The following is a 14,292-nucleotide window of genomic DNA, read 5'->3' as shown; positions in this document are numbered from 1 at the left end:
ACCCCGTTCCTCACCAACCACTTCTGCCCGTACACCGCCGAGGTCACCACTGGGACCCCGCCGTACATGAACTCGAGCTGTGTGAGGCCGAAGCCCTCCATCCGCGACATTATGATGTTCAGGTACGAGGTCTTGACCAGCGCCGCCTTCTCATCGTCCCTCAACTCCCCTGTCAACACAATGTTCCTCAGGCCTCTCACAGCCCTCTTCACCTCCTCCCACTGGTCTCCCGGTCTACCAGCTATCACGAAGAAGACGTCCCGCCTGTCCTTGAAATGCCTCGCGATCTTCGCAACGGCCAGGGGGTTCTTCCTGTACTCGACAGTCCCCAAGTAGGCGACCACCCTGGCGTCCTCGGGTATCCCGTACTTCTCCCTGAAGGACCTCGCGTCAGCCCTGTCCACGAGCTCCGCGAAGTCGTCGTCGAGGCCTCCCGGGAACAAGTGTATGGAGTCCGGTGGGGCGCCCATGGTGACCATATCCTCAGCTTCAAGGGGGGTGAGAACTATGATCATCGAGCTGGCCTTGAAGATGGACGGTAGTGCTGTCGTGTTCCAGGCCATCCTGTAGGTCCTCTCTACGAGGGAGTACCTGAGAGGGTCGGGGGGCTGGTAGTGGCTCATGTGGCCCATGACTGTCGGGGGTATACTCTCGCCAAGGCTCTTCATGAGCTTCTTCCAGAGGATCCACCTAGCGGTCTCCTCCGGCCCGTTCCACAGGGTCGAGTGGGTCACGACGAAGTCTAGGCCCAGCTCCCTGTCTATGTTGTTGAGTACCGTGACGAAGTCCCTGAACACAATCCTCCTCGGGGGCCAGGTCGTCTTGTAGCTCGCCACCCTTATGGTTGGGAGCCTTATAGCGGGGTCCTCGCTGTAGACCACGTAGTTCTTACCGGTCAGCTCCGCCTCTCTCTCGCTCACCACAGGGATGCCGTCGTGGTATATGCTAGTGATGTACCAGGCCTCCAGGCCGAGCCTCTTCGCGAACTTGACCATGCGCTCCGCGACTAGCTCCTGGCCCTTGCTCGCAGAGGACTGGTACATTATGCTCGCGAAGTTCATTACTTCTTGACCCTGCCAAGAATGTCGGAGACGATCTTGCCCACCGTTAGGATGATCATTATCACTGTCAGGCCCCAAACAACCGGGATGAGTATCTGCGTCAGTGTCTTCACGTTTAGCCCGCCGACGTCGAGCGCGAAGACCAGCACCGCCAAGTAGAAGAGTAGCCTGAGGTACTCCCCTACGGGGGTGAGGAACTCGAGCGTCCCGCCGGGCTCGCCGCCCTTGTACACGTAGCCTACGAAGGCGTCGACGAGGACGAAGCCCACGACTATCACGATGAAGGCCTTCACGAAGCCGAAGACGTAGACGTTTACTATGTCCAGTATCACAGCCGCGGCGGCAGTGTTGTTGACGAGGCTGAACCACGTGGCGAGGCCGAGCAGGGTTCCAGCGACCAGTACGACCCACATCGAGACCCTACCAAAGAACTCGCCTACGGTCATGCCCGACCTCAGGATCGCCCTCCCCAGGTGGAACTTTATCATCCAGTCCGAGAAGCCTGTCTTCCCCGCCATGTAGGTTATGAAGTACTTCACGAGCCTGCCGATGACGTAGGTGACGATGACTATTGCCAGTAGTATCAGGGTGGCTATTACGTAGTCTAAGAGGACGCTAGTGGAGAAGAACATCCGTAAGCCACCTGTGTAGGTCCTCGAACCCGACTATGTAGTCGAAATTTAAAACTCTAACCATGTGCCTGTTGTACTCGTGGAGGACGAGGACCTTCACGTCCGCCTTCTCGAAGGCTGGCACGTCGTTCTCGCTGTCGCCGAAGTAGTACACCCTCCCGACCCCCAAGAGCCTCCGCGCCACGTCTATAACCCTCGACTTGTCGGGCCTCGCCGCGTAGACGTCGACGAACGGGCTGCCCCGGTACCTCAGCACGTACAACCCGCTCTTCTCGGCCTCGTCGAGGAACGAGCCCAGCCCCTCGGGCTCGCTACCGCAAGCCCTGTAGTCTATAGACACGCCCAGTAGCCTCTTCTCCAGCGACCTCTTCTCCTCAACGAAGACGCACTTCTCCCAAGGGTACCTGTGCACGAGCCTCTCGAGCCCCTCCGATCTCCCCCTCTCAACCACCTCCCTCGCAAGCAGGTAGTAGTCGCCCGCCACGACCTCGAGCCCGGTGACCAAGCCCAGTAGCCTAGCCCACGGCGCCCTCTCCTTCACAAACCAGTAGTCCTTACTTGTAGCGACGCCTAGGAGGAACTTCTCGGAGAGGCCCTCCAGCACGGACGCGAGCTCGCGGGAGGGGAGGGCCCTCTCCCTCGGGGCGTCAATGGGGCTGAGAGTGCCGTCGTAGTCGAAAATCAACGCCTCCATCCCAACACCACAGAGAACTACTAAGGAGGACCACCCCATATAGCCTAGAGACTTTTAATAGCGTTCACGACGAGAATTGTACAAGTAGGGGTTGTTTTGTAAAAACTAGCTCTGACAGGGCTGGGATAACCATTGAGTTGCGGCCACCGAGGGTTTGACAATGCGGTGCCGTCTGGGCTAGCCTTCAGTACACGACCAAGGCCGGGAAAATATACCGTACTGCTGTTACTTGTGACCCTAACACTCATAGTTATGTCGCAAACTCTAGTAGTAACCTAACCGGTTTAACAGCCTATATCACTCTCCACTCACCCGGCGGGTACTCCACGCCTATCACAGTAGTCAACGGCGTCGCGCAGACGACCTCGACGAGCTTTGTCCTACTACCAGCGGGCGGGTACGTCGTCGCCAATTTAACGGGCTACGCGACTGCGGGTAGTAGCGGCGTCCTGAACATGCTGCTGGAGTACTGCTCCCTCGGCAACGAGCAAGGAGTGTGCGTGTACTACCCTGTTACGCTCTCCTACCGGGCGTGACGACCTCGAGCCGGCCGCCTCCCAGCAGGCCTAGTCCAGCGGCTTGGCAATGTAGATCCCGTCCTGGTTCTCGACGACTCTGGCCCTGACCCTCCTCGGGGTGTAGTCTTCGACGCCGACCAACGTGACGACCACCCTCTCCTCGGGGTCGACGGCGATCGCCTCCCCCCTGAGCCAGCCGGGTAGCCTCAGGTGGAGGTCGACGACCTCGCCCCTCCTGTAGACCAGCGGTATCCTCGGGGCCCTCCTGAACCCCATGTCTATCTTCCTGTAGTCGAGGACCACTCCGAACCTCTCCTCAAGGGCGTGGATGTAGTCGTAGAACTCTCTCCAGGAGGGCTCCCTAGCCCCGGGGACCTTCCTCCCGTACTTGTGGACCTCGTACTTCTGGACCCCGAACCCGGGGAACCTCTTCCCGACGCCTATTCTGAGGCCCCACTCTATTATCGCGGCGACGTCCTCGTCGTTGACCCCCGGTATCCAGACGGGCGTGAGCATGACGTCTATCCCGGTCTCCCTCACCGTGTACTCCACTAATTCCACGACTTTCTCGACCCTGTACCAGGGGACGCCGGTCAGCCACCTCGCCTTCACGGGGTCCAGCGTGTCGACGCTCACGTTGAGCCTGTCGAGCCCCGCGTCCCAGAGCCTGTCCACGAGCTGTCTAGTGAGCGTGAAGCCCCTCGTCTCCATCGCCACTCTGGGCACGAACTCCTTCAGCCCCTCCACGACCCGGACTATGTCCGGGTGCGTCGGGGGCTCCCCTACGCCGTCGAGCAGAGCCTCGACCACCTCCCCGTTCTTCAGCCTGTACGCCAGTCTCGCCCAGTCCAGTAACCAGTCGGCGTCGACCACGAACTCGCTCAGCCTCCTCCTCGAGTATGGGCCCGCGTCGACGCTACAGTAGACGCAGTTGTAGGGGCAGAGGGTCGTGGCCCTGACCTGGAGTACGTTGGTCCCCCTGTCCAAGACGCCGAACGCTATGTGCCCGAAGAGCGGGAGGTCGTCGACGTAGACTAGGGTCCTGCCGCCCCACACTCTGGTCGTCTTCAAGGGCCTACACCGCTCTCCTCGCCGAAGTCTCGCTGGGCGAGTGTCGGTCTACTGCTCACACCAGCACGCTACTGTTACTGTTTATTAATCGCTTCGGATAAAGATAGAGGGGAGACTGGGAGAATGGTTATACCAGGGGGCAGCTACAGGAGGGGCCCGCCCCCCTACCTCACCATAGGGCTGATCGCCGCGAACACGGCTGTCTACGTCTACACCAGCTACCAGAACTACTTCCTGGAGTCCTCGGCGGGGTCTATCTACAGCTTGGGGTTCACCCCCTACCTGCTCTTCTCCAGCCCTGTCCAGGGGGTCGTCAGGGTCTTCACAGCGATGTTCACTCACGCGGACATACTCCACATATTCTTCAACATGTACTTCCTCTACTTGTTCGGCTACAGCGTGGAGAACTACCTTGGCAGGCTCAGGTACCTCCTCGTCTACTTCGCCTCCGGGGTCGTCGCAAGCCTCTTCCACACCGCCTTCTCCTCCGTGTCGGACTGGGGTCTTCTCATGACGCCCGCCGTGGGGGCCAGCGGGGCGATATCGGGTGTCCTGGGGGCGTACCTCATACTCTTCCCCAACACCAAGATGAGCATGTGCACGATATTCGTCATCCTCCCCGTGTGCTTCCCAGTGGCCTCCTACGTCTACATGATACTCTGGTTCGCTCTCCAGGTGATATACGGGTACTTCACAGCGACCACCATCGCAACCTTCGCCCACGTCGGGGGCTTCCTGACCGGCATACTGGGCACGTGGCTCATAGCTCGGAGGCTCACGAAGCAGTACCAGCAGACTACCGGGATGTCTCTGGCAGACATACTGGGCTCGCTGGGGATTATACTCAGGGGTAGGAGGGGCCTGGGTAGAGTGGCGAAGGGCGTCCTAGTGGCCCTCATACTCGCTGTCGTGGCAGGCTACCTCTACGGCGCCCTGGGGTCGGTCTTAGCAAGGCCGCAGACCTACGTCTTGAGCGTGAGCGCCGACGGTGTCGGCGACCAGGTCTTGATGGTCCTCCAAGGCGGTGGAGTCTACGTGACGACGAGCCAGGTAGACGAGGTGAGGGTGCTGATCAACAGGCTACAAGACACGTTCTTCTACGACCCCAGCTCGGCGAACAACACTAGGGTCGTACAGGAGTCGTACATCACGCAGGTCTCAGGCGTATCTGTACCCGTCGAGCTTAGAGCCGAGGTCACGTACGGCTACGGCGGCGTACTCAAGAACGCGACCGGCGTCATGCTGTCCCGCGTAGTCAACGTCAACCCCTACACCGGGGTCGGGCGGCTTGGGCCGAGTATACAGATATCGTTCAACATCAGCGCCGCCGAGGTAGACTGGGCCGTGGGCGTCCTAGCCCTGGACGTCCTGGCAGTCGTAGTCTCGTCTGCCACCGTTGTGGCTGTATTGAGGTCCGAGGAGGCCTCGGCCATAGGCGAGGAGCTCGACCTACTCCCCTTCGCCTAGCCCGGCCTAGAAGACCCGCGGCTCTGTCTTACTCTCATAGGAAGGCCTCGAGCAGGGTACAGGCTCTCTGGGGCTCCGGCACTTCAGCGCCCGAGAACGAGTGGGGCGGTGGAGGGGCTGTATTCGAAAACTACGTCGATTGCGCCGCCCGGGACTCGAGCATTCTCTTGACCTTTATAGCCCTTATAGTCTCCTCTCTGTAGGCCTCGTCGAACTTCATCGACAGGTACCTTATAGTCCTCTCGAGGCGCGGGATGTAGACTTTCTCCAGCATGTTGACCACCCGCTTGAGCCTGGAGATCTCCGCCCCGATGTTCACTAGTGTCTTCTCGTACTCCACCACCCTAGCTACGGACTCCAATATGTCGTTCCTGACAGCCTGTAGAGGGGCCAGCTCGGGCAGCAGGCCGGGCTGGGGCTCCAGCCTAGTAGAGGGCTCGTAGGTGAACGTCCAAACCCCCAGTATGTTCTTGTACCTCGCGTTCAAGTACACCTCCTCCTTGACGGCCGCGGCCTGGGCCTCCACAGCCCGCCACCCGTGAATCGACATAGCAGTGTAGTAGGAGCCCAGGGCCTCGGAGAGGAGCTTGTTCAGCCTCCTCCTCTCCTCGATGAGCTTGATGAGGGTCTCGCGGAAGGTCTGGAGTAGGAAGGACTCCCTGTCCTTGAGTATGTTGTAGTACCTCCTCGCCAGGGACAGCCTCTTCCTCAGCCTGATAAGCTCCAGTTTCGTGGGCCTGCTGATCTTGATTAACTGCGTGCTCACCTAGACACCCTGTACTTCGGGTGGTACTTCTTCACGTACTCGTCCCTGATCTTCAGCTCCTCTTCTGGGAGTATGGCCAGCAGGTCCCAGGCGAGGTCGAGCGTCTCCTCTATACTCCTCCTCTCCGTCTCGCCCTGGTTTATGAACTTCAGCTCGAACTCGTCGGCGAACTCGAGGTACTTCTTGTCCTTCTCGCTCAGGGACTCGACGCCGACGATCGCGATTATCTCCCTGAGCCTCTGCCCCTCCGCATACGCCGACATCAACTGGGAGAACACCTGGTGGTGGTCCTCCCTGGTCTTGCCTGGCCCTATACCCTCCTTCATCATTCTCGAGAGGGACAGGAACACGTCGACCGGCGGGTAGATGCCCTTCCTCCACAGGTCTCTCGAGAGGACTATCTGGCCCTCGGTGATGTAACCGGTGAGGTCCGGTATCGGGTGTGTTATGTCGTCGTCGGGCATTGTGAGGATCGGCATTATGGTGACGCTCCCCTTCTTCCCCTCCACCCTACCCGCCCTCTCGTACATCGTGGCCAGGTCTGTGTACATGTAGCCCGGGTAACCCCTCCTGCCGGGCACCTCCTCCCTGGCAGCCGATATCTCCTTCAGGCTCTCGCAGTAGTTCGTCATGTCCGTGAGGATCACCAGGACGTGCATGTCCTGCCTCCACGCCAGGTACTCCGCGGTGGTGAGCGCGACGCGTGGTAGGGCGAGCTTCTCCACGGGGGGCGCCGAGGCGGGTGCCAGGAACGCCACCGTCCTGTCAATGGCGCCCATGCCCTTCAGCTCGTTTATGAAGTACATCGCCTCCTCGAACGTCACCCCCACAGCGCCGAAGACGACCGCGAAGCTCTCGCCGCTTCCCTTCACGCTCGCCTGCCTCACTATCTGCATCGCTATCTTGTTGTGAGGTAGCCCGGACCCGGAGAATATGGGGAGCTTCTGCCCCCTCACGAGAGTGAGCATGCCGTCTATGACCGATATGCCCGTCTCGATGAACTCCGAAGGCGGCATCCTGAGAGCCGGGTTCAGGGGGTCGCCGTGTATGTCCAGGTAGTCCTCCGGGAGTATCTCTGGCCCCCCGTCTATAGGCTTTCCAAGCCCGTTGAATATCCTGCCCAGCATGTCCGTGGACACTGGTATCTTGAGCGTCTCGCCTCTCAGCCTGACGACCGTCCTACCCGGCGTTATCCCCAGGGAGGAGCCGAAGACCTGAACGACCGTTATATCCTGGCTTATGTCGACGACCTGCCCTAGCCTCGTCTCTCCCTCCACGTCGATCTCGACCAGCTCCCCGTAGGCCACCTTGGGTAGCGACTTGACGAAGACCAGCGAGCCCTTTGCGCCGGTGATCTGCCGGGTCTCCCTGACGTAGAGGGGCATGGCCTCAACCACCCGTCAGCTTCTTTACCTCCACCTCGAGGGTCTGTACGTAGTCGTTGTAGACCTTCTCCACCTCGTGCGGCGCGTAGAGCTTGAGCTTGTAGACCATGTAGGGCGACTTCAACTCCCTGATCTTGAACAGAGGCACGTTGCTCCTTATCAGCGAGAGTGCTACCTCGTGGAACCTCCTTATCGCCTCCATGATCAGGAACCCCTTCTCGAGTGGTGAGAACGCGTCGTTGGGGTCGTAGGCGTACTGCTGGAGGAAGCCCTCCCTGATCATCCTCGCGACCTCGAGCGTGAGCTTGTCCTCCTCGGGCAGGGCCTCGGGCCCCACCAGCCTGACGATGTCGAGTAGCTCGGCCTCGCGCTGCAGAATCTTGACGAACATGTTCCTCGTCTCGTGCCACCTCCCCGCAGAGCGCTCGTCGAGGTACTCCTTTACGTAGTCTACGTAGAGGCTGTAGCTCATCAGCCAGTTTACAGCGGGGAAGTGCCTCCTCGTAGCCAGGTCGTAGTCGAGAGCGTACAGGGCCTGGACGTACCGTAGCGTGTTTCTTACAACGGGCTCGCTGAAGTCGCCGCCCGGCGGCGAGACCGCGCCGAATATTGTCACGCTACCCCTCCTCTCCGGCCTACCGAGGGCTACGACCCGGCCGGCCCTCTCGTAGAACTCGGCGAGCCTCGAGGCGAGGTAGGCGGGGAAGCCCTCCTCGCCGGGCATCTCCTCCATTCTCCCGCTTATCTCCCTCATCGCCTCCGCCCACCTGCTCGTCGAGTCTGCGACAAGCAGCACGTCGTACCCCATGTCCCTGAAGTACTCCGCGAGCGTCACCCCGAGCAGGACGCTCGTCTCACGGGCGGCCACCGGCATGTTGCTCGTGTTGGCTATGAAGATGGACCTCTCCATCATCGGCCTGTTCCTCCTAACGTCGTGGAGCTCGAGGAAGCTCTTTAGGGCGTCCGCCATCTCGTTGCCCCTCTCGCCGCAGCCGACGAAGATCGCTATGTCGGCGTAGGACCACTTGGCTAGCGACTGCAGCAAGACCGTCTTGCCCGTCCCGAAGCCGCCCGGCACAGCCGCTTTGCCGCCCTTCGCGATGGGGAACATCAGGTCTATCACCCTTATACCGGTGATCAGGGGCTCGGAGGGCGGGAGCTTCTCCTTGTATGGCCTGGGTATCCTCACGGGCCACCTGTGGTAGAGCTTCACCTCGTACTTCCTGTCACCCGTCTCCACGACCGCCACAACGTCCTCCACCCTGTACTCTCCGTCGCTTGCCCTCCACTTCAGAGTCCCGCTAACCCCCGGCGGGACCATGATCTTGTGCGTGACGATCGGCGTCTCCTGTACGAGGCCTATAACGTCGCCGGGCTCCACCTTCTCGCCCACCCTCACCCTCTGGTCGGCCGCGAACACCCACTTAGTCGACCTGTTAAGCGAGTTGACCCTGACCCCCCTCTTGATGAAGATGTCGTTCACGGCCCTGGCGATCTCGACCTCCGGCCTCTGGAGGCCGTCGTAGATGGTGCCTATCAAGCCCGGGCCCAGCTCGGCCGACAGGAGCTCGCCCGTGGCCTCCACCCGCTCGCCGACCGTTAGCCCGGTCGTCTCCTCGTAGACCTGGATGTAGGCCCTCTCCCCCCTGACGCTTATGATCTCGCCTATCAGGCCCTCCTCGCCGACGTAGACGACCTCGTACATCATGGGGGACGGGATATCGGTCGCGACCACTAGGGGGCCGGCTATCCTGTGTATCCTACCGGTCCTGGAGGGCAAGCTAAACACCCAGCTGGTATCCCACTATTCGTGAAGCAAACTTCAAGTAATAAGCCTTCGGATCTGATTGAAGAAAAACGTCTTTGTCTGGCACGAGGGTCACCACTGGCCCGAACCCCTTCTCGTTCAACGCCATGACGTCCAGCCCGGCCTCCCTGGCAAGGGACTCCTCGACGAGGATAGCGGCCGTGTTCTTGTCGTTCTTGAGCTCGCTTATTACTCTCTCCACCTCGTCCTTAGTTGCTGTGACCACGTTCTTCAAACCGATCAACCTGTAGAAGTGCTCGTGTTCTCTCCTCGAGACGACCACCACTCTTCTCCGCTCAACCGACACCCAGGATCCTCCTCGATACAAGTATTCTTAGAAGTCTCGTCTCGTAGTACCTAGTTACGAAGAAGTGCGTCAAGAGGTCTAAAAGCCTCCCAGAGAAGTAGAGCGCCGTTTTCGACGTTGTGACGACCAGTTTGGCCTCCTCGGCAATGTACTGGAATGGATCCTTCTCCCACAGAGGGGCCAGGGTGGTCATCCTCCCTAGCGTCCCCGAGTAGTAGACTGAGCCGGTGCCCCCTAGTAAGCCGATAACCTCGTTGAAGGCCCTCTCGGGGTCGTCCACCGTCTTCACCCCTAGTCTCTTAGAGGCCAGCGAGTGTCTCAAGAAGACTCCGTACAGTGCTAGCGCTAGGATCGACAGAGGTCTGTCAATCTCTTCACCCGTCGAAGCCATCGAATCTTTAACCCTTTGAACATAGCCCCTGAGGAGGCAGTCGAGCCCTCCCCCATCGCACACTTTCGAGAACCAGTACTTGCTGGGCTCGGCCGCAATAGACTCGAAGTCCAGGAACAACGTAAGGCTCTCCACGACGGGTGTGTATTTAGCGGGCATGTACTTGGTGATCTCTCCGACCTCCGCCGCGAGGATCTCCCTTATAGAGTCGTCGAGCTCTTGAAGCGTGGTCGCAGCGAGCGCTTTCACAAGCTCCAGCCTAGCGTACGAAGACGATTGGAGACTCTCTATGCTCAGCGCGGACTTCTCGAGAACGAGCTTAGCGAGCTCCTCGACGAAGGGGGGCTTCGATAACCTCACGTGGATCAGGGCAGAAGCGTCTTCCGCCGTCAAGCGCCGAGCTCCCTCGATATTTCTCTCAACACGTCTGCTAGGCCTTTCCCCAGCCTCGTGTTGTAGGTGTTGTCAACTACAACGTCGCCCCCGCAACACGACACCCTGACGCCTCCAAGTATGCTGGGGTCCTCGCGCACCTCGTACTTCAGGCCTTTCTCCCTCAGCAGTTTCTCCACCAAGGGCTTGTCAGCGGGCGCCGCGTGGACCTCGAGGAGTGTTGCCGACGGAACTGCCCTCAGGACCTCGGCTATCGCGTCTTCGAGCAACGACCTCAGGGACTCCTCTCTCTTCGCGCTGTCCATACTCCTTAGTAAGTTGAGAGCTCTCTCCTTCACTTCTTTTGCGACCTCAGCCTTCACACTGCTTATGATCAGGCGTGCCCTCCTCCTAGCCTCTCCGACCCTGCTCTCGATCTGAAGCGCTGCCCTCAGCTTCTCCTTCTCGCTCTCAACGAACCTCCTCTTTTTCTCCTCGGCGTCTCTGATTATGGCCTCGGCTCTCTTGACTGCTTCTCTTAGAATCTCGTCGGCTTCGGCCCTAGCCTTCTCTAGGACAGCCTTTCTAAGTTCTTCGACGCTCATAGCCCATACCTTGGCTTGAGACGTACTACCAGCCCGCCACCATGAAGGCTATCACTAGACCGAAGACCATCCCGAGTATCCCGAAGAGCTCTTCGTAAGCCGCCAGGATTATGCCCGTGCCGAAGATTCCTCCTTTAGTCTTAATTAGTTGTGCCGCGGCCTGTCCGCACACTCTCCCCTGCATCCAAGCAGAGAACATCTCCGCTAGGCCTACGAACAGGCTGATCCCGAAGACGGCACCGGCGATCTCAGGGGTGAGGGCGCCGCCGTGCTTCGCCAGGATGTTTGGGAGTATCATGTAGTACATTAGGAACATGTATACGAAGCCGTACACAAGTGTCTGCGTCATTGGCAGGAAAGCCAAGATGAAGACACGCCCTCTCTGACCCGGGTCCTCTGCTACCACTGGTATGCCTGTCGCCGTCGCCGCAGCTATCCCCAGCGTTGTCCCAGCCGCTGCCAACCCCTCTGCTAAGCCCGGACCGATGAACCCTAGTGTCGTAATCCAGTCCATAGTCCCGACCTGCTTCAACACCTAATGCATAGTATAATTAAAAACCATTACAGTTTCATGACCCGCCGACTTTAACGACCAGACCTCTAACCCCTGCCGGTAGTATCCTCCTACCGGACCCCTCATAGAACTTCGAGGACACCTCGTACATTATCAGCCTTAGCGAGTGGACGAAGGGGCTTATCGAGGAGAGCCCCAAGTTAACTACGTGAAGCGTGACCGCCATGAGGAAGCCTAGTATAAACGATGCCACCGAAAATCCGCTGACGATCGCCGTGGTGTTTGCGATGAGAGCGTTGAGCAGCTCTGCCATTATAGCGCTACCTATCGCTATACCGGCGATCCTAACGAACGACAAGACGTCTGCCATGACGCCCAGGACGTCGAATATCCATAGCAGGGCCCCGAACGGCCTGTCTACCACAGACTTAAAGACGGCGTACGCGACTAAAACTCCTACGGCCGCGTAGACCACGACATCCCCAGGCACGAGGTTTGTGAGTCCCAGTACGTCGACGTTGAACTTAAGAACCGACTTGATCGCAGGTGGGCCTGTAACCATTAGCGATATAACCAAGACTTCGGTGACCAAACCGGTCTTATTTCTCATACCGAGGTTCTTGAACAGCGCTATCGTATGAGCGAACAGCACCGTAAAGTATCCGACCAGTAGCGCCAGGCCGATGTACCTTATGATCTGCGGCCCGATTTCTTCCAGAGACCCGAGCCTGGGGGGTAGACTGGGTAGCACAGGCGGTATGACCATTGACACGTAGGAGCCTAACAGCGACCCGAAGAAGCTGCCCGAGAGGAGGCCCGTGACGATGCCTGTCACGCCCGCGTAGGTGGCGATCTTTATCAGCCTGCGCAGGGTGTCCTTGTTCTCGACGAAGTGGGGGAGGACCAGCCTGGCACCTATGATCAGGCCTATGCCGTACCCGACGTCGGGGAACATCAGCGAGAAGAACACTAGGTAGAGGTACGTTAGGAGCGGTGTGGGGTCCCACTCAGTCGGCGAGGGGTAGCCCATTATCTCCGTGAAGAGCTCGAACGGCTTAAAGGGCTTGAGGTTGTTGAACTCGACAGGCGGGTCCGGGGCCTCCTCGAAGAGCGCTACGCCCCTGTTCTCCCTGGCCACCCTCTCCACCTCCTTTGCCCTCGACTTCAGCGTCCAGCCAGCGATGAGGGTCAGGTACCTCGATTCGAGCGCGTCTCTCAGCACGCCGATCTTCGACTCCACCGTCTCCGCGAGAACCTTGGCTAGGGCTATCTCGTACACCTTCCCCGACACTACCTCGCCGACCTTCCTCCTCAGGTCCCCGGCCCGCGCCCTAGCCTCGTTAAGCCTCTCCTCGATGGCCAGCTTCAGCTGCCCTGGGTCGCCGAGGGGGAGGCCCGCGACCTCTACTCTCAGGCGCTCTACCTCCTCCCTGACCCTCTCGTAGGACTCCCTCTCAAAGACGAGCACTGCGACATCCTTACCGGGCTGGGCCTCGAGTTTGGCGAGGGTCTTGAGCGACGCCTCCTCTAGCTTGGCGACCTCCTCTCTACTCCCGTAGACCGTCCTCACCACGACCAGGTCTCCGTCGTACTCTAGTACGAGCCCTCCCTCCCCCCGCCCCTCAACGGCGTCGACCACCTTCTTTAGAGCGGCGAGCCTCTCTGCCCTCTGCTCCAGCTCCGCGACCTCCCTCTCGAGCCCCCTGACCAGCCTGAGAGTGTCGAGTAGCTCGTTGTACAGCTTCGCGAGCCCCTGGTCAAGGTCCCAGGGTAGCTCCTTCACCTCGACCTCGACCGGTGCGGCCAGCCTGTTGGAGAGCTCCTGCACCAACTTCGCTGTCTTGGACGCGAGCTCCAGCCTCTCCGCCAGCTTCTCGGCCTCCCTCCTGGCCTCGCCTGCCGGGAGGGGCTCTAGGAGGCTCTTCTTGACCAGCTCGTCCAGTACCCTGTCGGCGCTGTCGGCCGGGACTACTATGTACGTCTTCACGCCGACGTCCGGCCTGTTGAGGAAGAGCTTGGATAGCTCGACCAAACCTCAGCCGACCTCAACGCCTGCTACGAGAGACGCCAGCTTCTTCGCCCAGGCCTCCACCTTAGGGGCCGCCCTCTCTCTTAGCGCCCTCGCCTTCTCCTCCGCCTCGGCAATGATCCTCTCCACCTCTTTTTCGACCTCCTCCTCCAGCCTCCTCTTCTCCTCGGCTATGACCGCCTCGTAGGACCTGTCTCTCAGGATCTCCTCCGCCTTCCTCCTCGCGTTCTCCACTATCTCCTCCGCCTTCCTCTTAGCCTCCTCCAAGATCTTGAGGGCCTCCGCCTCTATACTGGACACGAGGTCGCTCAATAAGCAACACCCAGCTACCCTCGAGCATCACAGTCTAGCTCTATTACGCGACGGGGTTTTTATAAAATACGCGTGTGCAAAAACGGGGTGAGGGGTCCTTAAGACTTCCGCAACCTCTTCCTAGGTCGATAAAGGGCTGCTCGGGACCTGTGGCAAAATCACGTGGACACCGCGTACTATTCGCCTTGCTTAGCGACTTTGCGGAGACTCCCCGGGTCGTTCACTAGGACTCGCACACGGTCGCCGACTTAACCCGGTTGCCTGGCCGGGTCCCGGTACTGTGCGTCCTCGTAGCACCATCACAACAAGGGGCGGTACCGGCGCTCGCGAGGTCTCGCAGAACGTGCTCCCGAGCGCATTG

General features: G+C 59.7%; 14 protein-coding genes. 1 reads left to right on the top strand and 13 read right to left on the bottom strand.

Translation table 11 applies throughout. The annotated features are described in order from the left end of the window. The 4 genes from ACP5VX_RS04775 to ACP5VX_RS04760 form a co-directional block, all read right to left on the bottom strand. Positions 1–1,061, bottom strand: a 1,061-nt coding sequence (locus ACP5VX_RS04775) for a glycosyltransferase family 4 protein (RefSeq protein WP_428724751.1), incomplete at its 3' end; no start/stop codon positions are given. Further along, positions 1,061–1,693, bottom strand: a complete 633-nt coding sequence (locus ACP5VX_RS04770) for a hypothetical protein (RefSeq protein WP_428724750.1) — start codon at positions 1,691–1,693, stop codon at positions 1,061–1,063. The genes ACP5VX_RS04775 and ACP5VX_RS04770, both read right to left, overlap by 1 nt. Beyond that, positions 1,677–2,387: a trehalose-phosphatase gene (locus ACP5VX_RS04765; RefSeq protein WP_428724749.1), complete on the bottom strand. Its 711-nt coding sequence runs from the start codon at positions 2,385–2,387 to the stop codon at positions 1,677–1,679. Before ACP5VX_RS04765 ends, ACP5VX_RS04770 begins: the two co-directional genes overlap by 17 nt. A gap of 566 nt (positions 2,388–2,953) precedes the next feature. Beyond that, positions 2,954–3,976: a radical SAM protein gene (locus tag ACP5VX_RS04760; protein WP_428724748.1), complete on the bottom strand. Its 1,023-nt coding sequence runs from the start codon at positions 3,974–3,976 to the stop codon at positions 2,954–2,956. A 123-nt stretch (positions 3,977–4,099) separates the two neighbouring features. Here ACP5VX_RS04760 and ACP5VX_RS04755 point away from each other — a divergent pair, with 123 nt between their 5' ends. Beyond that, positions 4,100–5,443 (top strand): rhomboid family intramembrane serine protease, encoded by a 1,344-nt coding sequence (locus ACP5VX_RS04755; protein WP_428724747.1) that lies wholly within the window; start codon positions 4,100–4,102, stop codon positions 5,441–5,443. Between the two features lie 130 nt (positions 5,444–5,573). On the opposite strand, the gene ACP5VX_RS04750 is transcribed toward ACP5VX_RS04755, so the two are convergent. Genes ACP5VX_RS04750 through ACP5VX_RS04710 form a run of 9 tightly spaced genes read right to left on the bottom strand, consistent with a single transcriptional unit; the run spans position 5,574 to position 13,931 of the window. Next, positions 5,574–6,209 (bottom strand): V-type ATP synthase subunit D, encoded by a 636-nt coding sequence (locus tag ACP5VX_RS04750; RefSeq protein ID WP_428724746.1) that lies wholly within the window; start codon positions 6,207–6,209, stop codon positions 5,574–5,576. Further along, positions 6,206–7,594: a V-type ATP synthase subunit B gene (locus ACP5VX_RS04745; RefSeq protein ID WP_428724745.1), complete on the bottom strand. Its 1,389-nt coding sequence runs from the start codon at positions 7,592–7,594 to the stop codon at positions 6,206–6,208. The genes ACP5VX_RS04750 and ACP5VX_RS04745 overlap by 4 nt, the downstream gene beginning before the upstream one ends. A 4-nt stretch (positions 7,595–7,598) precedes the next feature. Further along, a complete protein-coding gene (locus ACP5VX_RS04740) occupies positions 7,599–9,374 on the bottom strand; it encodes a V-type ATP synthase subunit A (RefSeq protein ID WP_428724744.1) in 1,776 nt (591 codons plus the stop codon). Between the two features lies 1 nt (position 9,375). Continuing rightward, positions 9,376–9,708: a V-type ATP synthase subunit F gene (locus ACP5VX_RS04735; RefSeq protein ID WP_428724743.1), complete on the bottom strand. Its 333-nt coding sequence runs from the start codon at positions 9,706–9,708 to the stop codon at positions 9,376–9,378. Beyond that, positions 9,698–10,492: a hypothetical protein gene (locus ACP5VX_RS04730; RefSeq protein WP_428724742.1), complete on the bottom strand. Its 795-nt coding sequence runs from the start codon at positions 10,490–10,492 to the stop codon at positions 9,698–9,700. Before ACP5VX_RS04730 ends, ACP5VX_RS04735 begins: the two co-directional genes overlap by 11 nt. Continuing rightward, entirely contained in the window at positions 10,489–11,076 is a 588-nt protein-coding gene (locus tag ACP5VX_RS04725; RefSeq protein WP_428724741.1) for a V-type ATP synthase subunit E, read from the bottom strand. The genes ACP5VX_RS04730 and ACP5VX_RS04725 overlap by 4 nt, the downstream gene beginning before the upstream one ends. Before the next feature lie 25 nt (positions 11,077–11,101). Then, positions 11,102–11,611, bottom strand: coding sequence for an ATPase (locus ACP5VX_RS04720; RefSeq protein WP_428724740.1), 510 nt, complete (start codon positions 11,609–11,611; stop codon positions 11,102–11,104). A 34-nt stretch (positions 11,612–11,645) separates the two neighbouring features. Next, a complete protein-coding gene (locus tag ACP5VX_RS04715) occupies positions 11,646–13,622 on the bottom strand; it encodes a hypothetical protein (RefSeq protein ID WP_428724739.1) in 1,977 nt (658 codons plus the stop codon). A 3-nt stretch (positions 13,623–13,625) separates the two neighbouring features. Next, complete coding sequence (locus ACP5VX_RS04710) at positions 13,626–13,931, bottom strand: hypothetical protein (protein ID WP_428724738.1); 306 nt, start codon at positions 13,929–13,931, stop codon at positions 13,626–13,628. Between the last annotated feature and the right edge of the window lie 361 nt (positions 13,932–14,292).

Source organism: Thermogladius sp. (assembly GCF_049970955.1).
Taxonomy (GTDB): Archaea; Thermoproteota; Thermoprotei_A; order Sulfolobales; family Desulfurococcaceae; genus Thermogladius.
This window is presented reverse-complemented; position numbering and strand designations above follow the sequence as displayed.

Bases quoted from the DNA above. Each gene is read 5' to 3' on its own strand.
- ACP5VX_RS04770 (WP_428724750.1), bottom strand. From the start codon at position 1,693: ATGTTCTTCTCCACTAGCGTCCTCTTAGACTACGTAATAGCCACCCTG.
- ACP5VX_RS04765 (WP_428724749.1), bottom strand. From the start codon at position 2,387: ATGGAGGCGTTGATTTTCGACTACGACGGCACTCTCAGCCCCATTGAC.
- ACP5VX_RS04755 (WP_428724747.1), top strand. From the start codon at position 4,100: ATGGTTATACCAGGGGGCAGCTACAGGAGGGGCCCGCCCCCCTACCTC.
- ACP5VX_RS04745 (WP_428724745.1), bottom strand. From the start codon at position 7,594: ATGCCCCTCTACGTCAGGGAGACCCGGCAGATCACCGGCGCAAAGGGC.
- ACP5VX_RS04725 (WP_428724741.1), bottom strand. From the start codon at position 11,076: ATGAGCGTCGAAGAACTTAGAAAGGCTGTCCTAGAGAAGGCTAGGGCC.